This window comes from Allobosea sp. 01N443 (assembly GCF_056399325.1).
In genome coordinates, this window is the sequence record NZ_JBFTRC010000083.1 from 1 (window position 1) to 23217 (window position 23217).

The following is a 23217-nucleotide window of genomic DNA, read 5'->3' on the forward strand; positions in this document are numbered from 1 at the left end:
TGGCAAGTTCGTCCATGACGCCGCCGAGCACGATGTAGAAGACGAGCAGACCGACCAGGACCGAATAAGGCTGCCAGCCCGACGCCGCAATCATTTCGRCCGCAGCGGTCGGCACCTGGGTCAGCGCCAGGAAGGCGTTGAAGATCTCGGCTCCGAGCAGGATCGCAAAGATCATCGCCGAGGTCTCGGCCGTCTGCAGGATCGCCTCGCCGATCTCCTTCAGGCCCAGCGTCCGCCGGAACACGCCGATCATCAACATGACAAAGGCCCCGACCGAGGCCCCCTCTGTCGGGGTAAAGATCCCGCCATAGATGCCGCCGACCACGATCAGCGCGACTAGCATCGCCGGGATGACACCGAGCAGCGGACCAAGCCTGTCGCGCCAGGCGATCCGCTCATGCGCCGGACCAAGCGTGGCGTCGAGCCGGGTCATGAGCGCGATGGTGATGCAGTACATCGCGGCCGCCATCAGCCCCGGGATCAGGGCCGCCTTGAACAGCTTGGCAATGTTCTGCTCGGTCGAAATCGCGTAGACGACCAGGATCACCGAGGGGGGGATCAGGATACCGAGCGTGCCGCCGACGGCGGTGACACCACAGGCGAAGCCGGGGTCGTAACGGTAGTGCCGCAGCTGCGGCAGCGCCGCGCGCGCGAAGGTCGCCGTCGTCGCAACCGAAGACCCGCAAATCGCGCCGAAGCCCGTGCAGGCCCCGATCATCGCCATCCCGAGCCCACCACGGCGATGGCCGACAAAGGCCGACGCGGCCTTGAACAGGTCGGATGCCAGGCCCGATCGCTCGGCGAAAGCCCCCATCAGCACAAAGAGGGGAATCACCGACAGCGTGTAATTGGCGAAGATCTGATAGGGCGTCGTCTTGATGTAGTTGAGGAACGGCTCCAGCCCGTTGAGCTGGATGTAGCCGAGGCCACCAACCAGCATCATCGCCAGCCCGATCGGCAACCTGACGACCATCAGCGCGAGAAGCGCGACGAAGCCCGTGATGGCGAGGGTRAAGCCGCTCACGCGCGCGCCCTCACCAGCCGGCTGGCGCTGACGAACGAGGTCAGCGAAACCAGCGCGGCCAGCACGGCGCAGAGCGCGATCGGGAGATAGCTCGGCAGCTGCAGGACCATCGTGTTCTCGCCGCTCGCGAAGGCCGCCAGCGCACCGGCCGCGAGTCGCCAGGCGATCAACGCCATGACCAGCGCATAGACGATGTCCCAGAGCGCATCGATTGCCCTTTGCCAGCGCAACGGCAGTTTCAGCGTGAAGGTGTCGACGAAGATGTTGCCGCGCCGAAGCTGGCAATAGGGCAGAAAGCAGAAGGCGGCGATCGCCGTCGCCATCTGCACCAGCTCGAAATCACCCGGGACGCCGGCCGCGCCGATCAGGTCGCTGCGCAAGGTCACGCTGACGACCACCATGGTCGCCAGCGCAATCAGCAGAACGCCACCCGCGATGGCGATCCCACGCACCAGAGCATCGAAGCCCGGCATCGTTGCCTCCCGGCCGCTGACCGCCATGATGCGCCGTCAAGCCGCCTTCTCGTGCTTGGCAAGCGCCGCCTTGGCGCTCTCCAGCAGCTTCGCGCCGTCGAGCCCCTTGTCCTTGGCGGCCTTGATCCAGCCGTCGATCACCGGCTCGGTCGTCTTGCGCCAGCGCGCCGCTTCGGCTTCGTCGAGCATGGTGATGGTATTGCCGCGCTTGCGAACCATTTCGGACACCACGACCGCCTGCTCGTCCCAGACCCTGCCGGCCATGGCAGCCGCAACAGCCCCCGAGTTCTTGTCGAGAACCGCCTTCAGCTCGGGCGCGAGCGAATCGTATTTCGCGCGGTTCATCGCCAGGATGAAGGTCGCGACATAGAAGGTCGGCGAGCCCGGGATCTCGGTGGGATACTTCACCAGCTCCTGGACCTTGATCGACGGCACGACCTCCCACGGCACGACGCAGCCATCGATGACACGCTGCGCCAGCGATTCCGGCACCTGCGGGATCGGCATCCCGATCGCATTGGCACCGAGCGCCCGCAGCGCTTCGCCGGCAAGCCGGGTCGGGAAGCGCAGTTTCAGACCCTTCAGGTCCTCCATCGTCTTCACCTGCTTGTTGGCATGGATCAGCCCGTGATCATGCGCCCAGAAGCAGATCGGTTTGATGTCCTTGAACTCGTCCTTGAGGTTCTGCTCGGCGTAGTCCGTCAGCGCCAGCGAATTGACCAAGGCGCGCTTGTTCGAGACGAAGGGCAGCTCGAAGGCCTCGATGCCGGTGAACCGCCCAGGCGTATTGCCGGGCAGCGTCCAGACGATATCGGCAACACCGTCACGAGCCTGGTCGAACAGCTGCGGCGGCGTTCCGCCAAGCTGCATCGACGGAAAGATGTCGATCTTGATGCGGCCATTCGATTCAGCCGCGACCTTGTCGGCCCAGGGCTTCAGGAACTTGGAATGGCCATTGGCGACGGGCGGCAGGAAGTGATGCATCTTCAGCGTCACCTCCTGGGCATTGGCGCGACTGACACGCATCATGGCCGGCGCGGCAACGGCCGAGCCGGCAAGCGTCAGGAATTTGCGGCGATCAAAACTCATTCATCCCCTCCCCAGAGRCCTGCTCAGGCACAGCATGACGGGCCATTCCCATAAGGAATGCCCTGTCTGCCTTATTGGTATGACAGATGAGCGCCAAAGCGCGGCTGACGCAAGAGCCGTCCGCTTGAAATTGACGCGGTCTCGACGAGCATCAGAGCGGCATGCGGGCCATCCCGCATGCCGTTGCTTCAGTAACCCGAAAGCGGATCAGGCCTTGGGCGGAATACGCAGCACCCAGCCGGGCATGATTAGGTCGGGATTCTTCACCGGCGGCGTATTGGCCTTGACGATCTCGGTGTATTTCGCGCCCTGCCCCTTGCCGTAATGCTCCTCGGCGATCTTCCAGAGCGTATCGCCCTTCTTGACCGTGTAGAACACGGCAGCGGGCGCTTCCTTCGTGACCGCCAGCTCGGACTCGACCTGCGCGACGCCCGTCGTGTTGCCGAGCGCAAGAATGATCTTCTCGGCCTCTTCGGTAGAAACCGCCTTGCCGGACACCTTCACCTTGTCGCCATCGATCTGGATATTGACGTCGGAGGGCAGCCCGTGCCCGGCCAATTCCTTCTGCAGAGCGTCGGGCGTCGCCGCCTGTGCCGAACCACCGAAGATCTTCGCACCGGCTTCCTTGATGAAACTGAACAGACCCATAGCTTATCCTCCAGTGTCGGGGCTGATATGAAGCCCGCTTGCCCCTGCAAGTTCAAGTTGAATTGCGTGATGCCGGCAAAGGGGGCGATATGCCGGCAGGTTTCACCATGACATGGCAGCTTGCGCGCTGCGGCAGCTTCCCTCCGTGCCCGCGGGCTGGCAAGAAGCTCGCGTCCTCAACGGAAGGCCCTTCCCATGCTTACCTTGGCCCAGGCCCAGACCATCCTCGCCAACACGCTCGCCCATGCCGAGAAATCCGGGTTTAAACCGCTCGCGATCGCCATCATCGATGCGCGGGGGGCCCAGAAGGCCTTTGCGGCGCAGGACGGCACCAGCCTGAAGCGCGGCGAGATCGCATTCGGCAAGGCGCATGGCTCCGTGGCGCTCGGCCTCGGGTCGCGCGCCCTGCACAAGATGGCGCTCGACCGCCCCTATTTCATTGAAGCAGCAACCCATGCGGTCGGCGGATCGCTCGTGCCGGTCCCGGGTGGTGTGCTCATGCGCGATGGGGCCGGCGTGCTGCTTGGCGCAATCGGAATCTCGGGAGACACCTCGGACAATGACGAGGCAGCGGCCATCGCCGGGATTATAAGCATAGGCCTTGTTGCTGACACGGGCGCCTGAAACAGGAAATTCTTCTCTTTTCCGGCTACCGCCTACGCTTGGGCGGGGGTTTTCATTGCATCGCAGCAGGATTTGCTGCATCGGCTCCCGCGCATGGCCGCAGGGAACACCCCGAGGGAATTCACGATGAGTGCCGAAATTGCCAACGAGAACGTCGCTGAGAGCGAGGTCATCGAAACCGACGTCGTGATCGTCGGCGCGGGTCCGTGCGGCCTGTTCGCGGTGTTCGAACTCGGTCTGCTCGATATCCGCGCCCATCTCGTCGACATCCTGCCGAAGGTCGGCGGCCAATGTGCCGAGCTTTATCCGGAAAAGCCGATCTATGACATTCCCGGTTTTCCGATGGTCACGGGACAGGGCCTGGTCGACAATCTGATCGAGCAGGTCAAACCCTTCGGCCCGACCTTCCATCTCAACCAGATGATCGAGTCGCTCGAGCCGACCGGCACGGCGGAGGCGCCGCGCTTCCGGGTGCGCACCGATGCCGGCACCGTCTTCAACACCAAGACGGTGCTCGTTGCCGCCGGGGGCGGATCATTCCTGCCGAAGAAGCCGCCGATCCCGGGGATCGAGGCCTATGAGGGCAACAGCGTCTTCTACGCCGTCCGGAAGATGGAAGCCTTCCGCGACCGCGAGATCCTGATCGTCGGCGGCGGCGATTCCGCGCTCGACTGGACCCTGAACCTGCAGCCCCTCGCCAAGCGAGTGACGCTGATGCACCGTCGCGACGATTTCCGCGCTGCGCCGCATTCGGTCGAGCAGATGCGGGCACTGGTCGCGGACGGTAGGATGGATCTGAGGATCGGTCAGGTCACCGGCCTGAAGGGCGACGGCACCGCACTGGAAGCCGCGATCTGTCGCGACAGTGCCAATGAGGCCTTCGAGGTCTCCTGCAATACCCTGCTGCCGTTCTTCGGGCTGACGATGAAGCTCGGACCGATCGCGAGCTGGGGGTTGAACCTGCACGAGAACCTGATCCCGGTCGACACCGAGAAATTCGAGACCAATGTGCCGGGCATCTTCGCCATCGGCGACATCAACACCTATCCCGGCAAGCTCAAGCTGATCCTCTCGGGCTTCCATGAGGCGGCACTCGCCGCCCAGAAGGTGCACCGTTATGTCTATCCGGAGAAGCGGTTGACCTTCCAGTACACCACCTCCTCGACCAGCCTGCAGAAGAAGCTCGGCGTCGCCTGAGGGCTAGGCGAGGCGAAACCCGCAAGGCTTCTCCTCGAGCAATTTGGGTSCGGCGATGCGTTCGTGTCGCCGGACCTTTCCTTTGGGGGGCGATCTGACGCATCGGCCCGAAAACTGGATTGCGACTTTCGGGAAAGCCGATCCAGTCGCGGAAAGGTAGACCATCGGACCGGATACGAAATCCGGTCCAATGATTTAGCGAACCAGGGTCGCAGTCTGCGGCGCTTGGCCGTGATCGCGGCTTTCGAACCAGCCGCCGTCTTCATAGAGACGTGGATTGGGCGTCGTGCCGGATCCCGCCGCCACGCGCGGCTCGGCAGCCGAAGGCGCCTCCTCGGGCACGATCGGTTCGACGCGATCGCGCAGCTCCGCGATGGCGCCCTCGACCGGCTTGAAACTGAAGCGCACCGTATGCGTCCCCGCCGGCACCTGCACGGCGCGAAACAGCACATTCGCCCTCAGGATATCGACGTCCGCGCCGTCGAGCTCCGCCCGCCACCATGGATGCCAGATGTCGTTGAGCAGGACGAAGCCAGGCCTGTCCGTCGTGACCGTGATCTCGACTTCGGTGTTCTGATAGCGCGTCAGCTTGACCTCGGCTTGCGCCGAAATCGGCCCTTCCGGCACCGCATCCGGCGGCACGCTATCGAGCAGCACAACCTGCTGCGGATCGATGTCTGGCCACTGGCCCGCAGATTTCATGCCGTCGAAATCGGCAAGCTGCCAGCCACCGACGAACATGGCGCGCGGCAAGGCCCGTGGGTTCTCGTAGATGTAGCCATCCCCCGTGAAGGCGACGAGCTTGAGATCATCGGATTTCAACGCGTGATCGACCTGGCCGATCGGAACCCGCGTCGCGATGTAGCGCAGGCCGAGGAGATCGGCGAGGCGGCAGCGATAGGAGGGAAAAAGCGGTGTAAACTTGCGCTGGTCCGGCGCAGCGATTGAGTCCCGCGTGCCGACCGCATCCGAGAAATCGGCCAGCCGCAACGGATTATAGCCGAGCGTATGGTCAAAGCCGTGAACCATCCCGACATTCGGCCATTCGAACCCCATGCCGAGCAACTCGACGCGGTCGCGGCGTGGCGAATCGGCCGGCTGGGCAACCAGTTGCTTGAGAATGTGGACGGTCTCGTTCTTCGTCTCCTGACGGAGCACGTCGTAGAGCTGCGGCGACAATGCAGTCGAGTCGTTGGGGCCGTTATTGACGCCAAGATCCGCGCCGACGACGCCGGCGACCAGGAGCACGCTGGCGAGCGGCGCCAGCGCTCCGCGCCAGCGCGTCAGCACGACCAGGACCAGCCCCGCACCCGCAAACCAGAAGGCCGCCGACAGGCTCGGCCACCAGGCGTCGGCAAGGTGCCCCTCGCGCTTCGAGATGAACAAGGCCGCGGCGACGAGCGCAGCGACGACCACTCCGGCAAAACCGAGATCGCGATACAGTGAACCGAGACGCTCCTCGCTCAGAATGCGATGCAGCACGTATCCTGCGAGCAGCGCACCAAGCGCGCCGATCAGGAAGGTCGCGTCGGCCGGGCGCCGGAAGACCTTCACGCCCGGCAAATACTCGTAAGCCGCCTGAAACAGCGGCGTGTAGCGCCCGAGCGCAAACAGAACCATGAAGACGAAGAGCAGCGTCAGCGGCCGGATGGCCTTGTCCCAGAGCCAGCCACGGCTCAGGCCCGGCGCGATCAGGAGCAACAGCGGCAGCGCCCCGACATAGACCTGCCCCATATTCTGCGACAGGAAGAGCTCCTTGGCATCCCAGGCCGGGCTGTAGGGGCCCCAGAAGTCCACGGCCGGATCGCGCGCGCCGAAAAGATCAGCCACGAAGGCGGTCAGCAGCGAGGCCGGATGCAGCGAGCCGCGCCCAGCTTCGATGAGATCGACCTCGGGACGAGTCGTCGCCTCGGCGAAAAGCCAGGTCCAGATCAGCGGCAGCAGAATCGTCGCTAGTCCCGCGATGCTCGCGACCGAAATCGGTGCGAGGCTCGCGCGGACGGCGGCCCAGCCGCCGGAGAACCAATGCGCGACGACCATTCCGATCAGCACATAGGCGCCCAGTAGGGCCACCTGGTCGGGCTCCAGCACCATCATGCCGGCGGCAAAGCCGGCGAGCGCGCCGGCGCGCAGCGACGAGCGCTGAAGCATGCGCGCCGTCAGCCAGAAGGCGATCGCAAAGAATGCGAGACTCGCGATCTGACCAACATGCTGCACACGCCAGGCCGCCGAAGCGCCAAAGGCGAAGACGAGAGCGGCAAGCAGGCCGCCCGCCGGGTGCCAGCTGCGATCGCGGAAGAACATCAGGAAGGCGAGCCCGCCGGCGAGCAGGTGCGCCAGCACGTAGGCATCCACCATCCGGAAGCTCGGCGATGGCGTCAGCAGCGCGAGCAGGATGGCGGGCGAGAAGATAAGGGATTGCGGATCGGCAACCTGTGGCGAGCCGCCGAAGACATTATGCGTCCAGAATGGCGACTGGCCGCTATGCAGGGCCTGGGCGAGAAACTGAATCTGGGCCTGGAAATGCGCCTTGGCATCGAAGGGAATCGTGACCGCCCCCGAAAGCCAGGGCCAGCACAGGATGCTCCACGCACAAACAAATCCCAGGGCCGCCAGCCAATAGCCGGCGACCTGCCCTTCAAACCGCTTCACCCGGACCCCCAAGGTCCCCCGGCACGGACGGCCCCGTTGTGGGAACCTTCTTCCAGCCCAGTCAGTATTGCTGACCTTGCCAAGGCCCACGTGAACCGAAACTGAATGGGTTCACATTTTCGTGCGCCGGTCGAAAACAGGCTGAACGCTTTCGAAAGCCCGGAAGCCTCAGCGCTGCGCGGCGAGCCAGGCTCCGAGTGTGCGCCGCTCTGCATCCGTCATGCCGGTCAGGTTATTGGGCGGCATGGCATGGGTCATCACCGCCTGTGTCCGGATCGCGCGGGCCTGAACGGCGATCCGCTCCGGCTCATGCAGCCAGATTCCCTTGGGCGCAATCTGGATACCGGGCCAGGATGGCTCCGGCGCGTGGCACATGGCACAGCGCCCGGTCACGATGTTGGCCACCTCGGCGGGCGGCAGGTTCATTCCCGCCAGAAGTGCCGGCCTGGCCGGTTCGATAGCCTTCAGGCCGAGCCGTTCGCGCCCGCCTGGTGACGATGCCATCGCCAACCAGAAGGCAAGCCAGAGCGCAACCAGTGCAACGGCCCAGGTCCACCATGGCGATTTCGCATGGTCGGCATGGCGGACATTGTAAAAATGCCGGATCAGCGCGCCGGCGATGATGATCAGCGCCACCAGGGCCGGAATGATCGCCGAATTCGCATAGGTGACGGGGTAATGGTTCGACAGCATCAGGAACAGCACCGGCAGGGTGATGTAATTGTTGTGCGTCGAGCGTTGCTTGGCCTGCTTGCCGAGTCTCGGATCGGGCTTCGCCCCGGCCGTCAATGCGGCGATGACCTTCCGCTGGTTCGGCATGATGATGAAGAAGACATTGGCGGTCATGATCGTCGCCATCAGCGCACCGGTATGGATCAGCGCGCCACGCCCGGAGAAGACCTGGCTGAAGGCGTAGGATGCGGCAATGACATAGCCGAAGCCGAGCAGGCCGAGCACGACCTCGTTCTTGCCCAGCGGGGACTTGCAGAGCCAGTCATAGAACAGCCAGCCCAGGGCCAGCGCGGCGATGCCGATCGCGCCCGCAGCGAAGGGCGATAGCGCCATGACCGCCGGGTCGATCAGATAGAGTTCCGACTGAGCGTAATAGACCCAGACCAGCAGGAAGAAGCCCGAGATCCAGGTCCAGTAGCTCTGCCATTTATGCCAGGTCAGCTCCTCCGGCATGCGCGGCGGGGCGACCAGATATTTGCGCATCTCGTAGAAACCGCCGCCATGCACCTGCCAGGCACGTCCTCCCTCACCTGCCGGGATATCGGCCTCGGGCCGCAGGGACGCGTCGAGATGGATGAAGAAGAAGGACGCGCCGATCCAGGCGATCGCCGTGATCACATGCAGCCAGCGCAGCAGCATGCCCCCCCATTCCAGCAGATAGGCGTCAAGCATGGGAAAGCCCCACTCCCCGAGGGCGCGCAATTGATTGACAGGGCCGAATCCGGGATGGAACCTTCATGATGCGTCCAGACTAGGGTTGGCCTTTTTCCGAACGCAAGCTTCGCCACGAGCAGCACACAGCATCAGCGGCTCGGCCGGCGCATTTTCAAGGGATTGGATGGGATGGGACGCCTCTCGACGCATGTGCTCGACACGGTCAATGGCAGGCCCGCAGCAGGTCTGACGCTCGCACTCGATCGCCTGACGCCCGATGGCAAGCGCGAGCGCATCATCGAGACCACGACCAATGCCGATGGACGCACCGACCAGCCTTTGCTCACCGGAGAGGCCGTCCTGCCCGGCACCTATGAACTGACCTTTGCGCTCGGTGCCTATTTTCGTTCACTCGGCACAACCATGCCGGAGCCGGCTTTCCTCGATGTCGTGCCGATCCGCTTTGGCATCGCTGACGCCGAAGGCCACTACCATGTCCCACTCCTGGCCTCGCCCTGGAGCTACTCGACCTACCGCGGCAGTTAAGGCATCGGCCCGAAAACCGGATTGCGGCTTTCGGTAAAGCCGATGCAACACAGAAGGCCAGACATCGCCGCCCGGCCTCAATCCTGGCGCCTCCCGCCAAATCAAGATCACCCTCGCGAGCATCAGCCATGAGCGACCAGACCTACCCCCGCGACCTCGTCGGCTATGGCCGCAATGCCCCGCATCCGCATTGGCCGGGCAATGCCCGCATCGCCGTGCAGTTCGTGATCAATTACGAGGAAGGCGGCGAGAACTGCATTCTGCATGGCGATGCGGCCTCGGAGGCCTTTCTCTCCGAGATCGTCGGAGCCGCGCCCTGGCCCGGCCAGCGCCACATGAACATGGAGTCGATCTACGAATACGGCTCGCGTGCCGGCTACTGGCGGCTTTGGCGCATGTTCACCGAACGCCACCTGCCGGTGACGGTGTTCGCCGTTGCGAGTGCGCTCGCGCGCTATCCCGAGATCGTCACATCGATGAAGGAGGCCGGCTGGGAAATCGCCACCCATGGGCTGAAATGGATCGACTATCGCAGCCTCCCCGCCGAGCAGGAGCGCGCCGATATCGATGAGGCGATTCGTGTCCAGCGCGCACTCACCGGCGAAAGACCGCTCGGCTTCTACCAGGGGCGTTCATCCGAGAACACGACGCCGCTGATGATGGAGGAAGGCGGCTTTCTCTACACCGCCGACGCCTACGCTGACGAACTGCCCTACTGGATCACCGGACCGAAGGGCCCGCAGCTCACGGTCCCCTATACGCTCGACGCCAACGACATGCGCTTCGCCACGCCGCAGGGCTTCAACACCGGCGAGCAATTCTTCACCTATCTCAAGGATTCCTTCGACACCCTCTACGCGGAGGGCGACGAGGCGCCGAAGATGATGTCGATCGGGCTGCATTGCCGGCTGGTCGGCCGTCCGGGCCGCGCCGCGGCGCTGGCCCGTTTCCTCGATTATGTCCGCAGCCATGACCGCGTCTGGGTCGCGACCCGGCTCGATATCGCCCGCCACTGGATCAGGCAGCATCCGCCGGCCGGGGGTTACCAGCCATCAAAGCTCCCGAAAGCCCTTTTCGCCGAGGTGTTCGGCCGGGTCTGGGAGCACTCGCCCTGGGTAGCCGAAACCAGCTATGACGCCGGTCTCTCGGCCCGCGAGGACAGCGCGGAAGGCCTGCACAGGGCAATGGCGAAGGCGATGCGCTCCGGTTCGCGCGACCAGCAGCGCGCGCTTCTCCTCGCCCATCCCGATCTTGCCGGGAAGCTCGCCGCCGCCAAGGAACTGACTCCGGAGTCGACGATCGAACAGGCCTCGGCCGGCCTCGACCGGCTGACCAGCGACGAGCGCGCACGCTTCACTGCGTTGAACGAAGCCTACAAGACCCGCTTCGGCATCCCCTTCATCATCGCAGTCAAGGGGCTCACCAAGAATGAGATCGTCGCTGCCTTCGAGGAGCGCCTGAAGAGCACCCCGGAGCAGGAATTCCTGACCGCGCTCGTCCAGGTGGAGAAGATCGCGCTGCTCAGGCTGCGGGATCTGTTGCCGGCGGGCTGAACTGCTCTACAGCCCGCTGACCAGATGGCCGCCATCGACGGCAACGACCGAGCCGGTCATGAAGCGGGCGGCGTCTGAGCATAGCAGCAGGAATGGGCCGTCGAGATCGGTGAGATCGGCGGCGCGGCGCATCGGGATGCGCTTGATCAGCGCCTTGCCCTCGTCGGTCTCGAAGAAGGCGCGATTGAGATCGGTGACGACATAGCCCGGCGCCAGCGCGTTCACCCTGATCTTGTGGCGCGCCCATTCCAGCGCCAGCGCCCTGGTCATCTGCACCAGTCCCGCCTTCGAAATCGCATAGGGCGCAACGCTGAGCGCCACGCGCTCGCCGAGGATCGAGGCGATATTGACGATGGCGCCGCCGCTTTCCTGCTGGGCCATCAAACGCGCGGCCGCCTGTGCGGCGAAGAAACAGCCCTTCAGATTGATGTCGAGATGCGCATCCCATTGCGCCTCGCTCAGGCTCAGCGCGCGCTCGGGATCGGCAACGCCGGCATTGTTGACCAGCAGATCGAGGCCGCCCATTGCAGCCTGCGCCTCCGGGATGCCGGTCTCGATCGCCGCGACCGATCCGATGTCGAGCGCGAGCGGCATCACCTTGCCCGGCAATCCGGCGCAGGAACGAGCCAGCTCGGACAACCGGTCGAGGCGGCGCGCAGCAGCAACGACATGCGCACCCCGCGCCGCGAGAAGCCGGGTGAAATACTCACCGAGCCCTGAAGACGCACCGGTCACCAGCACGCGCTTGCCCTGCAGATCCTCGAACATGCCGCTTCCTCACCGCTCCTCGATGCAACGCGAAGGGACACCGCCACAGTGCAGGGGTCAACCTGCCGATAGATGGCCCCTGGCGGCGGCGAACCGTGCTGCGCTGCGGAACAGGCCGGTCTCGCCTGCGTTCTGAACAAGGGTTCGGCCAGGAGGGATCACATGTTCCGGATTCTATTGATCATCGCCGTGATCGCCATCGGCTTTGACGCTGTCGTTCATCAGGGCGCCTATACCCGCGAGATATGGCTGGGCCTTGTCGGCCTGACCAACTCCCTGCTGGGCAGCATCAAACAGTGACACCTGGTTGCCGTGCATTCAGGCCGCGGCTCGCTCCTCGACGAGGGACGCGATCGCATCCAGCATCTGCGTGTCGTCCCCGGCCATTCCGTCCATCGCCGCCATGCGGATGATGACGGTGGCCGCAACCGTCTCCTCCACCGTATCCTCGGCATAGGCATAAAAGATCGTGGCGTGCTGACCGTCGCGATGGCAGCGGCCCTCGATCTGCTGCAGCTGGATCGCGCTGTGTCGCATGTCGTGGACGACCAGCGACCGCTCGCGCTCGCCGCCGGCCATCTCGCCTCGATGCAGGGAGATCGACTCCGTCACCGTAAAGACGACGACGTCGAGCGCCCCGGTCTGGAAGGCAAGCCGCGTCTCTTCATTGGCCTGCCCGGAATGCTCGCCATTGATCTCGCCGACCTTCCAGCCGCGCCCGCGCAGCATCTCCGTCAGCATCGCGCTGGTCTCGAGAAAGGCGACGGAGATCGCGACCTGTTCGTCATTGCCGAGCAGGTCTTCGACGAAATCGGCGGTGCCAGGAATACGCAGCAGGCTCGCCTTCTGGCGGAACCTGAGATCGGCCGCCCAGCCGGCCGGCTTGCGTGTCGAACCACCGGCCAGGCCGAGCTCCCGCCGGAACTCGCGCCATGTCGCGTCGTAGAGCCGCCGTGCCGACGCATCCAACGCGATCGGCGCCAGCTCACGCTGCACCTCAGGCCAGCCGGCGATCTCTTCCGGCCGCCGGCGCAATCCGATTGCGTTCTCGCCCCGGTACAGCAGATCCGACATGAGCTTCCGGTCCGCCTCGTTCGACTCCCAGCTCCAGTTCTTCCAGCGCCCCTTGGCCCGGCCAATCTTCAGGCGCTTCATCAGGGCGCGAAAACCGTCGAGATCGGCGCTCGGAGCACCGGCGGCCTGGGCCAGCAGCGATCCGAGATAGGAGAGTTCGTGCGGGGATTGGCCCGCCGTCGCGCTCATATAAATCGCGAAGCGGGCCGCCGCGGCCATCTGGCGACAGACCAGTCCCTGCTGCGAGTTCGGATTGCGGATGCGATGCGCCTCGTCGATCACCACGATCGGCCAGACCCGCTTCGGCGTCCCGAGCTTCGCGAGCTCGTTGTTCTTTGCCCGCGTCGAGCGCTTCTTGCTGTCGGTGGGGGCTGCGAGCAATGACTTCGTCCGCTCGAAATTCATCAGCGTGATCTTCTTCGGCGGCAGGCCGGAATGCGCGATGGTGCGCCGCCATTGTGGGATCGCGCCCTTGGGGCAGATCACCAGCACCTCGTCCTCCTGCATCGCGGCAACGGCGAGCCAGGCCGAAAGCGTCTTGCCGAGTCCCGTCAGATCGCCGAGCAGGAAGCCCGGCTTTCCAGCCGCCCGCGCGGCAAGGATCGCATCGCGCGCGACAAGCTGGTGCGGGTGCGGGATCATGATCTCCAACGGCGCCACGCCTCTTCCGGTCGGCTTCGTCATGCTCCCTCGGCTCCTCTCGCTTTGGCAGGCATGGCCGCCTGCCCGGTGCGCGGCGTCGCCGCCGCAGCCACGGCGTCGGCGGCCTGCAGTTCCGCGATCAACATGGTGATGAAATTTGTCACCAGCCGCGGCAGCACGCGGCCCGACATGGTCTGCACTTGCAGACTGCGCGGCGGCAACTCGCCATCCCTGAGCGGCAGCGCGACCACCGAGCCATCGCGGACCGAGGCGCCGAAGGAGATGCTGCTGGCGAACATCACGGCACCGCCGAGCTTACAGAGATGTCTGAGGCTCGCGACATTGGTCGTGACCAGAACCGGGTCGACGGTCAGGCCCCGCGCCGAGAAGTAGATATCGACGATCCTGCGCACCGTCGCCTCGCCATCGAGCACCCCGATCGGATGGGCGAAAATGTCCTCGATATGGATCGGCGTCTTGGTCGCCAGCGGATGGTGCGGCGCAACGAAGGCATAGGTCTGGGCCGCACATTGCCAGTTGATCGTGACCCCGCGCTCCGGCTGCAGCACGAAGGTCAGGCCGATATCGATCGAACCGGTGCGAATATGCTCGGTCACGACCTGCGGCGAGATGACCTTGAGATCGAAAGCAACATTGGGGTGGCGCCTCCGGAAGTTGTAAATGACTTCGGGGATGAAGCTGACGGCAAAGCCCTCGGTGACACCGAGGCGGATCAGGCCCTTGCTCGCGCTGCGCAACTCTCGGATTTCGTTGACGATCTGCTCGCTCTCGAGCTCCAGGCGCTGGGCATAGGCGGCAAGCGTCTGGCCGGCCTGGGTCAGGATCATGCCGTGTGAGCGCCGCTCGAACAGGCCGGCGCCGAGTTCCTTTTCCAGATTGGCGATCTGTCGGCTGACGGCCGAGCCGGCAACGCGCAGCCGCTGCGCCGCAGCGCTGACGGACCCTGTTCGCGCCACTGCCAGGAAATATCGCAACGCCGGAGTTTGCATGATCGGGCTTTAGCGATGCTTTGCCGGTTCGGCAACGATCCCTTCTATTCATTCTTATGGCGGCAAGCGCTTTCCTTAGGCAGATTTCAAACTGCATGCAGAGCGACGGATGACCGTTGCCGCACGTGGCTACACCAAGACGAGCGATAACGCTGCGAGGGGAAGAAGTATGAGATTTGTCACGAAGGCCATCGCGTTGGCCCTGGCTTCGACGGCTCTGGCCGCAGCGGGAGCGGCCACGCCGGCATTCGCCCAAAAGGCCGCCAATACCGTCCGCTTCGCCTATGATCAGGCACCTGAGAACGTCGACCCCTTCTTCAACAACGTCCGCATCGGCGTGATCATCGGCGCCAATGTCTGGGATACGCTGGTCTATCGCGACCCGGTCACCAACGAGTACAAGGGCCAACTCGCCAAGAGCTGGAAGCAGATCGACGACAAGACCATCGAGTTCGAGCTCCGCGAAGGCGTGAAGTTCCACAACGGCGAGGAATTCGACGCCGATGACGTGGTCTACACCCTGAATTTCGTCGCCAAGCCCGAAAGCAAGGTCGTCACCCAGGGCAACGTCAACTGGATCGAGAAGGCCGAGAAGCTCGACAAGTACAAGGTCCGCCTGACCACCAAGGAGATCTTCCCGGCTGCGATCGAGTATCTTGCCGGTCCAGTCGTGATCCATCCGAACGAGTATTACGAGAAGGTCGGCCCCAAGGGGCAGAACGAGAAGCCGGTCGGCTCGGGCCCCTACAAGGTCACGAACTACGTCCCCGGCAAGTCGATCACCCTTGAGACCAACAAGGACTACTTCAAGGATTCGCCCAAGGCGCAGGCCAAGGTCGGCAAGATCGAAATCCGCTTCATCCCCGACCGCCAGACCCAGATGGCCGAGATGCTGTCGGGCGGTGGCGACCTGATCATGCACGTGCCCAAGGATCAGGCCGACCAGCTCAAGACCGTGCCGATGCTGCAGGTCGTCTCCGGCGAGACGATGCGCATCGTCTTCATGCAGATGAACATCCTCGAGAACACGCCCTCCCCGGCGCTCAAGGATGAGCGCGTCCGCAAGGCGATCATCCACGCCATCGATCGCGAGGCGATGGTCAAGAACATCGTTGGCGACGGCTCGCGCGTCATCAATACGATCTGCTTCCCCTCGCAGTTCGGCTGCACGGACGAGGGCGCCGCGCGCTACCCCTACGACCCTGCCAAGGCCAAGGCGCTGCTCGCCGAGGCTGGCGTCAAGGACCTCACGCTCGACATCGTCGCCTATCGCGAACGCAATCAGACCGAGGCGCTGATCGGCTATCTCCAGGCCGTCGGCATCAAGACCAACCTGCGCTTCCTGCAATACGCCGCCATGCGCGAGCTGATCGCCACCAACAAGGCGATGCTGACGCACCAGACCTGGGGCTCGTTCTCGGTCAACGACGTCTCGGCCAACACACCGAACTATTTCGCCTTCCGCAGCGAGGACATCACCCGTGATCCGCAGGTCCGCGACCTGCTGAACAAGGGCAACAACTCGGTCGCGCCGGAGGTCCGCAGGGAGGCCTATAAGGAGGCGCTGAAGATCATCGCCGACAAGGCCTATGCCGCGCCGCTCTATTCGCTGCCGGTCTATTACGTCGCGAACAAGGACCTGATCTTCAAGGCCTATCCGGACGAGCTCGTCCGCTTCTGGGAAATGAGCTGGAAGTAGCACGCTCTCCGCTCAGATCGAGCCAAGCGTCTTCCCGGATCGGTGCTGACCGCGCCGATCCGGAATCCATGCCTGAGCGTCTCGGAACAGGGATTCAGATGTGGATCCCCGCTTTCCGGCGCGCTCAGGCCGGGATGACCAGGGATTCCGTTCCCCATGAACATMATTGGAAGCACCACGTGTTAGGCTTCATTCTCAAACGGCTGGGTCTGGCGCTGCTTGTCGCGCTCGCCGTCTCGGCCATCGCCTTCTTCCTGTTGCGCCTGTCGGGCGATGTCGCGGTCGCGATCGCCGGCGAAGGTGCGCAGCAGGCCGATATCAACCTGATCCGTGAGACCTACGGCCTGAACCGGCCGATCCTCGTGCAGTATCTCGACTGGCTCTGGCGGACACTCTCCGGCGATCTCGGCACGTCGATCTATTTCAAGACGGACGTCGCCTCGCTGGTGATGGCCAAGCTCCCGGTAACGCTGATCCTAGGCCTGACATCGCTCGCCTTCGCGCTGCTGATCTCGATTCCGCTCGGCGTGCTCGCGGCGATCTACGCCAATAGCTGGATCGATCGCGTTGCGCTGGCGATCGCCGTCGTCGGCCAGGCGATGCCGAACTTCTTCTTCGCGCTGATCCTGGTGATGCTGTTCTCGATCACCCTGCGCTGGCTGCCGGTTTCCGGCTCCGATAGCTGGCTGCACTACGTCATGCCGACCGTGGCGCTCGGCTATTACGCCGCGCCTGCCTTCATGCGGTTGATCCGCGCCGGCATGATCGAAGTACTCTCCGCCGACTACATCCGCACCGCCCGTGCCAAAGGGCTGCCACCCGGCAAGGTCGTGTTCAAGCACGCGCTGCGCAACGCGGTCGTCCCCGTGGTGGCGCTCGCCGCCGTCCAGCTCGGCTTCCTGCTCGGCGGCTCGGTGGTGATCGAAACGATCTTCGCGCTCGATGGGCTCGGCTACCTCGCCTATCAGAGCATTACCTACAAGGATTTCCCGGTCATGCAGGTCGTCGTCCTGCTGCTCTCGGTCGTCTACGTCCTGCTTACGCTCGCGGCCGATATCGCCAATGCCTGGCTCGACCCGCGCATCAGGGTGGCTTGATCATGAGCGAAACCGCACTCTCCGCTCCCGACGCTCCCGAGCTTTCCGAAGCCCGCAAGCTGCTGCGCCGCATGCTCGGCCAGAAGGCCTTCGTCTTCGGCGTCGGCCTGCTGCTGCTCTTCATCACAATCGCGCTGCTCGCGCCGGTTCTGGCGCCACATGATCCCTATCTGCAGAACCTGACGGCCCGCAATGTGCCGCCGTTCTGGTACGAGAAGGGCAATTGGGCCCACCCGCTCGGAACCGATCCGCTCGGGCGCGACTATCTCTCACGCCTGCTCTACGGCGCCCGGATCTCGCTGCTGATCGGCATAAGCGTCGTCGTCATCTCGGGCCTGATCGGCACGACGATGGGCCTGCTCGCCGGTTATTTCGGTGGCCGCATCGACATGCTGATGACGTTCCTGGTGACGACGCGCCTGTCGATGCCGGTGATCCTGGTCGCGCTTGCGGTCGTCGCCATCGTCGGCTCCTCGCTCTGGATCGTCATCCTGGTGCTCGGCCTGCTGAAATGGGACCGGTTCGCGGTCGTCATGCGCAGCGCAACCCAGCAGGTCCGCTCGCTCGACTATGTCGCCGCCGCCCAGGCCGCCGGCGCCTCGACCACGCGCATCATCCTCGGCGAGGTGCTGCCCAACATCGCTCCGCATCTCATCGTCGTCGCCACGCTGGAAGCRGCGAGCGCCATCCTGCTCGAGGCGGCGCTCTCCTTCCTCGGGCTCGGCGTGCAGCCGCCCCTGCCCTCATGGGGGCTGATGATCTCCGAAGCCAAGGCCTACATGTTCTTCTCGTTCTGGCTCATCGCCCTGCCCGGCACGGCGCTCGCCGTGCTCATCTTCGCGATCAACCTCGCCGGTGACGGCCTGCGCGACGTGATCTCGCCGGAGGGTCGCACCTGATGCAGGCCGCCGACAACACCGTGATTCTGGATGTCGACGGTCTCACCGTCGACATCGCCACCCCGCGCGGCCCGCTCCATGCGGTCCGCGACCTCTCCTTCAAGGTCGAGCGTGGCAAGACACTCTGCCTCGTCGGCGAGTCCGGCTGCGGCAAGTCGATGACCTCGCTTGCGATCATGGACCTGCTGCCGAAGGCTGCGAAACGCAGCGCCCGCAAGCTCGGCTTTGCCGGCGAAGACCTCGCCAGGGCTGGTGCCAAGCGCATCAACAGCCTGCGTGGCAACCGCATGGCGATGATCTTCCAGGAACCGATGACGGCCCTCAATCCGGCCTACACCATCGGCGACCAGATGACCGAGGCCTATCGCCTGCACAAGAAGGCGAGCGAGACGGAGGCACGCGAGCGCGCGACCCATCTGCTCGACAAGGTCGGCATCGCCAATGCCGCCCAGCGTCTCGGCCAGTATCCGCACCAGCTCTCGGGCGGCCTGCGCCAGCGCGTGATGATCGCCATGGCGCTGATGTGCGGCCCCGAACTGCTGATCGCCGACGAACCGACCACGGCGCTCGACGTCACCATCCAGGCGCAGATCCTGAGACTGCTTGCCGACCTCCAGCAGGAGCTCGGGATCGCCATGGTGCTGATCACGCACGACCTCGGCATCGTCGCGCGCATCGCCGACTGGGTCGGCGTGATGTATGCCGGGCAGATCGTCGAGGAAGGCCCGACGGAAGCGATCTTCCGCCAGCCGCGCCACCCCTACACCCAGGGACTGATCGACTGCATTCCTGTCCCCGGACGCACGGAGCCGGGCGGCAAGCTCGGCGTCATTCCCGGTGTCGTTCCCTCGCTCATCGGCGAGATCAAGGGCTGCAGCTTCCGCGATCGCTGTCAGCACGCTGAAGCGGCATGTGCGCAAACCCCACCCTTGCGCCACCGGCCTGACGGCCAGAGTTGGCGCTGCATCCTGGAGGACGCGGCATGAGCGGCGCTCTCTCGCCTCCCAACCTCGCGCAACCCGAGATCCTGCTCGAGGCCCGCGAGCTGACCCGTTCCTTCTCGGTCAGCCAGGGCCTGTTCAAGGGCAAGCGCACGCTGCACGCGGTCAACGGCGTATCGCTGGCGATCGCCAAGGGTGAGGTGCTCGGCATCGTCGGCGAGTCCGGCTGCGGCAAGTCCACGCTGGCGCGCATGCTGCTCGGCCTGTTGCCGCCTTCGAGCGGCGAGATCGCGCTCTCCGGCGAGAATGTCGGCAAGCTCGGGCGGCTCGGCATGGCCAGGCGGGTGCAGCCGGTTTTCCAGGACCCCTATTCCTCGCTCAACCCGCGCCGGACGATTGCCTCGATCGTCGCGCTGCCGCTCGCGGTGCAGGGCCTTGGCACAGCGGCCGAGCGGCGCAAGCGCGCCATCGACATCCTCGAGAAGGTCGGCCTTCCCAGGCGCTTCGCGGACCGGTATCCGCGCGAGCTCTCGGGCGGCCAGCGCCAGCGCGTCGCCATCGCACGTGCGCTGATCCTAAACCCCGAGATGGTGGTCTGCGACGAGCCGACTTCGGCGCTCGACGTCTCCGTGCAGTCGCAGATCCTCAACCTGCTCAACGACCTGCGTAGCGAGCTTGGCCTGACCTATGTCTTCATCAGCCATAATCTCGTGGTGGTGGAGCATATCGCGACCCGTGTCGCCGTGATGTATCTCGGCCGGGTCGTCGAGCTGACCGATACCGCGACCCTCTTCAAGGCGCCGCGCCATCCCTACACCAAGGCGCTGCTCGCCTCGGTGCTGACGCCGGAGCCGGGCAAGGGCATCCCGGAAACCGGCCTCGGCCTCGCCTTTCCCGACCCGCTCAACCCGCCGCCCGGCTGCCCCTTCCATCCGCGCTGCCCGGCGAAGATGGCGCAATGCGCGACGGTGACGCCAAAGCTGCGCCAGGACGAGAGCGGGCTGGTCGCCTGCCATCTCTACGAATCCGCCGCCTCAGGCGCGACTGCATCCTGACATCCAAGGAGACGACCATGACCCGCGCCAAGGCGATTGCGCATGCATATGACTATTTCGACAGCGGCAAGTTCAAGAGCGACCTTACGCGCCTCGTAGCGATGCCGACCGAGAGCCAGAACCCCGAGCGTGCTCCGGTTCTGAGCGAGTATCTCGAGAGGGAAATGCAGCCGCTGCTGGAATCGCTCGGCTTCACCTGCAGGACGCTGAACCATCCGCGCGCCAAGGGCCCGTTCCTTTTCGCCGAGCGTATCGAGGACCCGAGCCTGCCGACGATCTTCGGCTATGGCCATGGCGACGTGATCCGCGGCCTCGACAAGCAGTGGAGCGAGGGCCTCTCTCCCTGGACACTGACCGAGCGCGGCGACCGTTGGTATGGCCGTGGCGTCGTCGACAACAAGGGTCAGCACGTCATCAACATCAACGCCCTGCGTGCCGTCCTCGAAACGCGCGGCAAGCTCGGCTTCAACGCCAAATATCTGATCGAGATGGGCGAGGAATGCGGTTCGCCCGGCCTGCGCGAGCTCTGCACCGAGCAGAAGGAGCTGTTCAAATCCGATGTGCTGATCGGCTCGGACGGGCCGCGCCTCAATGCCGAGCGCCCGACGGTCTTCCTCGGCTCGCGCGGCGGGGTCACCTTCGATCTCACCATCACTGCCCGCGAAGGCGGCCACCATTCCGGCAACTGGGGTGGCATCCTCTCCGATCCCGCCATCCAGCTGGCCCATGTCATCGCTTCGATCGCCTCCCCGACCGGCCAGATCCGCATCCATGAGTGGGTGCCGAAAGAGTTGCCCGAGCCGGTGCGCAAGGCACTCGCCGATTGCGAGGTCGATGGCGGCCCGGACGGCCCGACGATCGATCCGGAATGGGGCGAGCCCGGCCTGTCGCCCGCCGAGCAGGTGTTCGGCTGGTGCTCCTTCGACGTGCTGGCGATGAAGTCCGGCGTGCCGGAAACCCCCGTGAACGCCGTGCCCCCGAGCGCCTGGGCCCGCTGCCAGCTCCGCTTCGTGGTCGGCATCGACCCGCAGGAGGTGCTGCCGGCGCTGCGTCGTCACCTCAAGCGCCACGGCTTCGGCATGGTCGAGGTCACGCTCGCTCGTGACGAGATCTTCAACGCGACCCGCCTCGATCCCGAGGATGCATGGGTGCATTGGGCGCTCGCTTCGATCGCCAGGACCACAGAGAAGAAGCCCGCGCTGCTGCCCAATCTCGGCGGCTCGCTGCCGAACGACATCTTCTCGGAGATCCTGGGCCTGCGCACCATCTGGGTGCCGCATTCCTATCCCGGCTGCTCCCAGCATGCTCCCGACGAGCACCTGCCCGTCGCCATCGCGCGCGAGGGACTCGGCATGATGGCGGGCCTCTACTGGGATCTCGGCGAGGGCAACACGCCGGCACTCTGAGGCCTATTCGACAGGCTTACGCGGCCCCCTGTCGGGCGGCAGATCGAACGGTGTCGCCGGAGGCCTCTCCGGCGGCACATTCGGTGGCAGCTCCGGCGGCGGATCGCGCGGGACGCCGACCGGCTCTTCCTCTGGCGGCGATTCGACCGGCGGCGCCGGCGGGACTTCTGCCGGCGTCAGAGGCGGGGCCTCGGGCGGCGGAAATGGCGGCTGCGGCACGCCCGGTGAGTTGAGCCGATCGGTGGTCGTCGCGGACATCACGAACTCCTTGTTCGGTCATCAACGCGTCGAAGCCGCGAAGGTTCGCGGCCAGCCCACCAAACGCCCCGGCATTCCGAAAGCGCCGCTCGATGGCGGCGGCATCAGTGTCATCGTACGGAGGAGCGCGGAGGAACGGCCCGCCGGTCAGGGCCCCGAAGAATCTCCGGACTCGGTCCCTGCCTTGGATCGAGAGCCATCTCCCTCCGAGAATTGATCGTCGTTCGGCGGTCGTCCCTGCGCCCAACGCTCGATCGAATGGTCGATGGCGAGCAGGGCGAGCGCGATGGCCGTGCCGGTAAGCGCCACACGCCAGTGACCAAGCCCGGCCGCAGAACCGAGCGCCGCTGTCACCCAGACGGCCGCTGCTGTCGTCAGCCCATGCGGCATGCGGTCATTCTCGCGCCGAATGATGACGCCCGCCCCCAGGAAGCCGATGCCGGTCAGGACGCCTTGCACGACGCGGCTCGCGGCGTCGGGATGGGGCGCCCCGTAGAGCTCACCGCTGAAGATGGCCGCTGCGGCCGCCGCGCCAACACCGACAAGGCCGAAGGTGCGAATTCCTGCGCTCTTGTGCCTCAGCGTCCGCTGCCAACCCACAGCGATGCCGGCAAGCGCACCGCAGAGCAGTTTCAGGACAATGTCGAGTTCGGTCAGCATGCGAAGCGAATCCCGACGCCACGGCGAAGCCTCATTTCTCTACCCGGCAGCGGAACTGATCAACAGTGCAGGAAGAACCGGGCAAGACTTCTGGCGCCTGGGTCTCGCCCCGCTGCATCCAGCTCCCCGCCGCCAAATTAACGTACAATAACGTGAATTATAGCAATTTCCGTTGATCTGTGCGCAATGCTCATATTACAAGCAGCGCTCCCGACCGATCGGACCAGTGCGGGCAGCGTGAAACTCTTCAGTCCCATTCTCGCCGGCGCCACGATCTCGGAACGTCTGATCGCCTGTGCGGGCGCGTTCGTCGCCATTGCGTTGACCGCCGCAGCCGGCCTGCTCTTCCCGGCCCCTTCTCCCTTGGTTGTTGCGCCGATTGGGGCTTCCGCGGTCCTGATCTTCGCCGTTCCGACAAGCCCTCTTGCCCAGCCCTGGCCCGTCATTGGTGGCAACGTCATCTCCGCCTGCGTCGGCCTTTGCGTTGCCTGGGCGGTTCCTGACGTCACCCTCGCC

Annotated in this window: 23 protein-coding genes; 12 read left to right on the forward strand and 11 right to left on the reverse strand. The window is 64.8% G+C overall.

Features of this window, described 5'->3' with window-relative positions:
- From AC1DRP_RS19950 to lysM, 4 genes are all read right to left on the reverse strand, one after another.
- A partial coding sequence (locus AC1DRP_RS19950) for a TRAP transporter large permease (protein ID WP_476769348.1) occupies positions 1–1024 on the reverse strand: 1024 nt, incomplete at its 3' end.
- Positions 1021–1497 carry a TRAP transporter small permease gene (locus AC1DRP_RS19955; protein ID WP_441506264.1) on the reverse strand — a complete coding sequence of 159 codons (477 nt, stop codon included), beginning with the start codon at positions 1495–1497 and terminating at the stop codon, positions 1021–1023. The genes AC1DRP_RS19950 and AC1DRP_RS19955, both read right to left, overlap by 4 nt.
- Before the next feature lie 36 nt (positions 1498–1533).
- Entirely contained in the window at positions 1534–2586 is a 1053-nt protein-coding gene (locus AC1DRP_RS19960) for a TRAP transporter substrate-binding protein (RefSeq protein WP_476769349.1), read from the reverse strand.
- Between the two features lie 207 nt (positions 2587–2793).
- The gene (gene lysM / locus AC1DRP_RS19965; RefSeq protein ID WP_043237577.1) at positions 2794–3234 is read right to left on the reverse strand and encodes a peptidoglycan-binding protein LysM; all 441 of its coding nucleotides are present in this window, start codon (positions 3232–3234) and stop codon (positions 2794–2796) included.
- Between the two features lie 195 nt (positions 3235–3429).
- On the opposite strand from lysM, the gene AC1DRP_RS19970 reads away from it, so the two are divergent.
- Both AC1DRP_RS19970 and AC1DRP_RS19975 read left to right on the forward strand, forming a co-directional pair.
- The gene (locus tag AC1DRP_RS19970) at positions 3430–3858 is read left to right on the forward strand and encodes a GlcG/HbpS family heme-binding protein (protein ID WP_441506266.1); all 429 of its coding nucleotides are present in this window, start codon (positions 3430–3432) and stop codon (positions 3856–3858) included.
- Between the two features lie 126 nt (positions 3859–3984).
- Positions 3985–5055: an NAD(P)/FAD-dependent oxidoreductase gene (locus AC1DRP_RS19975; RefSeq protein WP_441506267.1), complete on the forward strand. Its 1071-nt coding sequence runs from the start codon at positions 3985–3987 to the stop codon at positions 5053–5055.
- A gap of 195 nt (positions 5056–5250) precedes the next feature.
- Here AC1DRP_RS19975 and AC1DRP_RS19980 read toward each other — a convergent pair whose 3' ends face one another.
- Entirely contained in the window at positions 5251–7707 is a 2457-nt protein-coding gene (locus AC1DRP_RS19980) for a hypothetical protein (RefSeq protein ID WP_476769350.1), read from the reverse strand.
- 168 nt (positions 7708–7875) lie between these two features.
- Entirely contained in the window at positions 7876–9111 is a 1236-nt protein-coding gene (locus AC1DRP_RS19985) for a urate hydroxylase PuuD (RefSeq protein ID WP_476769351.1), read from the reverse strand.
- Positions 9112–9282: 171 nt separating this feature from the next.
- Between AC1DRP_RS19985 and uraH the strand changes: the two genes are divergently transcribed.
- Both uraH and puuE read left to right on the forward strand, forming a co-directional pair.
- Positions 9283–9639 carry a hydroxyisourate hydrolase gene (gene uraH, locus AC1DRP_RS19990; RefSeq protein ID WP_441491541.1) on the forward strand — a complete coding sequence of 119 codons (357 nt, stop codon included), beginning with the start codon at positions 9283–9285 and terminating at the stop codon, positions 9637–9639.
- A gap of 128 nt (positions 9640–9767) precedes the next feature.
- Positions 9768–11192, forward strand: coding sequence for an allantoinase PuuE (gene puuE / locus AC1DRP_RS19995; protein WP_441506270.1), 1425 nt, complete (start codon positions 9768–9770; stop codon positions 11190–11192).
- Between the two features lie 6 nt (positions 11193–11198).
- Here the strand turns inward: puuE and AC1DRP_RS20000 are convergent, their stop codons facing one another.
- Entirely contained in the window at positions 11199–11960 is a 762-nt protein-coding gene (locus AC1DRP_RS20000) for an SDR family NAD(P)-dependent oxidoreductase (RefSeq protein ID WP_476769352.1), read from the reverse strand.
- 162 nt (positions 11961–12122) lie between these two features.
- Between AC1DRP_RS20000 and AC1DRP_RS20005 the strand changes: the two genes are divergently transcribed.
- A complete protein-coding gene (locus AC1DRP_RS20005; protein ID WP_162768072.1) occupies positions 12123–12260 on the forward strand; it encodes a hypothetical protein in 138 nt (45 codons plus the stop codon).
- A gap of 18 nt (positions 12261–12278) precedes the next feature.
- Here the strand turns inward: AC1DRP_RS20005 and AC1DRP_RS20010 are convergent, their stop codons facing one another.
- A complete protein-coding gene (locus AC1DRP_RS20010; RefSeq protein WP_476769353.1) occupies positions 12279–13718 on the reverse strand; it encodes an SNF2-related protein in 1440 nt (479 codons plus the stop codon).
- Positions 13715–14686 (reverse strand): LysR family transcriptional regulator, encoded by a 972-nt coding sequence (locus tag AC1DRP_RS20015; RefSeq protein WP_441506273.1) that lies wholly within the window; start codon positions 14684–14686, stop codon positions 13715–13717. The genes AC1DRP_RS20010 and AC1DRP_RS20015 overlap by 4 nt, the downstream gene beginning before the upstream one ends.
- A gap of 169 nt (positions 14687–14855) precedes the next feature.
- On the opposite strand from AC1DRP_RS20015, the gene AC1DRP_RS20020 reads away from it, so the two are divergent.
- The 6 genes from AC1DRP_RS20020 to AC1DRP_RS20045 all read left to right on the forward strand — a co-directional run bounded on the left by AC1DRP_RS20020 (position 14856) and on the right by AC1DRP_RS20045 (position 21783).
- Positions 14856–16385, forward strand: coding sequence for an ABC transporter substrate-binding protein (locus AC1DRP_RS20020; RefSeq protein ID WP_441506274.1), 1530 nt, complete (start codon positions 14856–14858; stop codon positions 16383–16385).
- 179 nt (positions 16386–16564) lie between these two features.
- Positions 16565–17482 (forward strand): ABC transporter permease, encoded by a 918-nt coding sequence (locus AC1DRP_RS20025; protein ID WP_476769354.1) that lies wholly within the window; start codon positions 16565–16567, stop codon positions 17480–17482.
- A gap of 2 nt (positions 17483–17484) precedes the next feature.
- Positions 17485–18381 carry an ABC transporter permease gene (locus AC1DRP_RS20030; protein WP_441506276.1) on the forward strand — a complete coding sequence of 299 codons (897 nt, stop codon included), beginning with the start codon at positions 17485–17487 and terminating at the stop codon, positions 18379–18381.
- A complete protein-coding gene (locus AC1DRP_RS20035) occupies positions 18381–19367 on the forward strand; it encodes an ABC transporter ATP-binding protein (RefSeq protein WP_441506277.1) in 987 nt (328 codons plus the stop codon). Before AC1DRP_RS20030 ends, AC1DRP_RS20035 begins: the two co-directional genes overlap by 1 nt.
- Positions 19364–20377, forward strand: coding sequence for an ABC transporter ATP-binding protein (locus AC1DRP_RS20040; RefSeq protein ID WP_441506278.1), 1014 nt, complete (start codon positions 19364–19366; stop codon positions 20375–20377). Before AC1DRP_RS20035 ends, AC1DRP_RS20040 begins: the two co-directional genes overlap by 4 nt.
- Before the next feature lie 17 nt (positions 20378–20394).
- The gene (locus tag AC1DRP_RS20045; protein WP_441506279.1) at positions 20395–21783 is read left to right on the forward strand and encodes a M20 family metallopeptidase; all 1389 of its coding nucleotides are present in this window, start codon (positions 20395–20397) and stop codon (positions 21781–21783) included.
- 3 nt (positions 21784–21786) lie between these two features.
- Here AC1DRP_RS20045 and AC1DRP_RS20050 read toward each other — a convergent pair whose 3' ends face one another.
- Positions 21787–22041, reverse strand: coding sequence for a hypothetical protein (locus AC1DRP_RS20050; protein ID WP_441491552.1), 255 nt, complete (start codon positions 22039–22041; stop codon positions 21787–21789).
- Between the two features lie 147 nt (positions 22042–22188).
- Positions 22189–22701, reverse strand: coding sequence for an MgtC/SapB family protein (locus tag AC1DRP_RS20055; RefSeq protein WP_441506280.1), 513 nt, complete (start codon positions 22699–22701; stop codon positions 22189–22191).
- Between the two features lie 186 nt (positions 22702–22887).
- Between AC1DRP_RS20055 and AC1DRP_RS20060 the strand changes: the two genes are divergently transcribed.
- A partial coding sequence (locus AC1DRP_RS20060; RefSeq protein WP_476769355.1) for an HPP family protein occupies positions 22888–23217 on the forward strand: 330 nt, incomplete at its 3' end.

Bases quoted from the DNA above. Each gene is read 5' to 3' on its own strand.
- AC1DRP_RS19955 (WP_441506264.1), bottom strand. From the start codon at position 1,497: ATGCCGGGCTTCGATGCTCTGGTGCGTGGGATCGCCATCGCGGGTGGC.
- AC1DRP_RS19960 (WP_476769349.1), bottom strand. From the start codon at position 2,586: ATGAGTTTTGATCGCCGCAAATTCCTGACGCTTGCCGGCTCGGCCGTT.
- lysM (WP_043237577.1), bottom strand. From the start codon at position 3,234: ATGGGTCTGTTCAGTTTCATCAAGGAAGCCGGTGCGAAGATCTTCGGT.
- AC1DRP_RS19970 (WP_441506266.1), top strand. From the start codon at position 3,430: ATGCTTACCTTGGCCCAGGCCCAGACCATCCTCGCCAACACGCTCGCC.
- AC1DRP_RS19975 (WP_441506267.1), top strand. From the start codon at position 3,985: ATGAGTGCCGAAATTGCCAACGAGAACGTCGCTGAGAGCGAGGTCATC.
- AC1DRP_RS19985 (WP_476769351.1), bottom strand. From the start codon at position 9,111: ATGCTTGACGCCTATCTGCTGGAATGGGGGGGCATGCTGCTGCGCTGG.
- uraH (WP_441491541.1), top strand. From the start codon at position 9,283: ATGGGACGCCTCTCGACGCATGTGCTCGACACGGTCAATGGCAGGCCC.
- puuE (WP_441506270.1), top strand. From the start codon at position 9,768: ATGAGCGACCAGACCTACCCCCGCGACCTCGTCGGCTATGGCCGCAAT.
- AC1DRP_RS20000 (WP_476769352.1), bottom strand. From the start codon at position 11,960: ATGTTCGAGGATCTGCAGGGCAAGCGCGTGCTGGTGACCGGTGCGTCT.
- AC1DRP_RS20005 (WP_162768072.1), top strand. From the start codon at position 12,123: ATGTTCCGGATTCTATTGATCATCGCCGTGATCGCCATCGGCTTTGAC.
- AC1DRP_RS20010 (WP_476769353.1), bottom strand. From the start codon at position 13,718: ATGACGAAGCCGACCGGAAGAGGCGTGGCGCCGTTGGAGATCATGATC.
- AC1DRP_RS20015 (WP_441506273.1), bottom strand. From the start codon at position 14,686: ATGCAAACTCCGGCGTTGCGATATTTCCTGGCAGTGGCGCGAACAGGG.
- AC1DRP_RS20020 (WP_441506274.1), top strand. From the start codon at position 14,856: ATGAGATTTGTCACGAAGGCCATCGCGTTGGCCCTGGCTTCGACGGCT.
- AC1DRP_RS20035 (WP_441506277.1), top strand. From the start codon at position 18,381: ATGCAGGCCGCCGACAACACCGTGATTCTGGATGTCGACGGTCTCACC.
- AC1DRP_RS20040 (WP_441506278.1), top strand. From the start codon at position 19,364: ATGAGCGGCGCTCTCTCGCCTCCCAACCTCGCGCAACCCGAGATCCTG.
- AC1DRP_RS20045 (WP_441506279.1), top strand. From the start codon at position 20,395: ATGACCCGCGCCAAGGCGATTGCGCATGCATATGACTATTTCGACAGC.
- AC1DRP_RS20050 (WP_441491552.1), bottom strand. From the start codon at position 22,041: ATGTCCGCGACGACCACCGATCGGCTCAACTCACCGGGCGTGCCGCAG.
- AC1DRP_RS20055 (WP_441506280.1), bottom strand. From the start codon at position 22,701: ATGCTGACCGAACTCGACATTGTCCTGAAACTGCTCTGCGGTGCGCTT.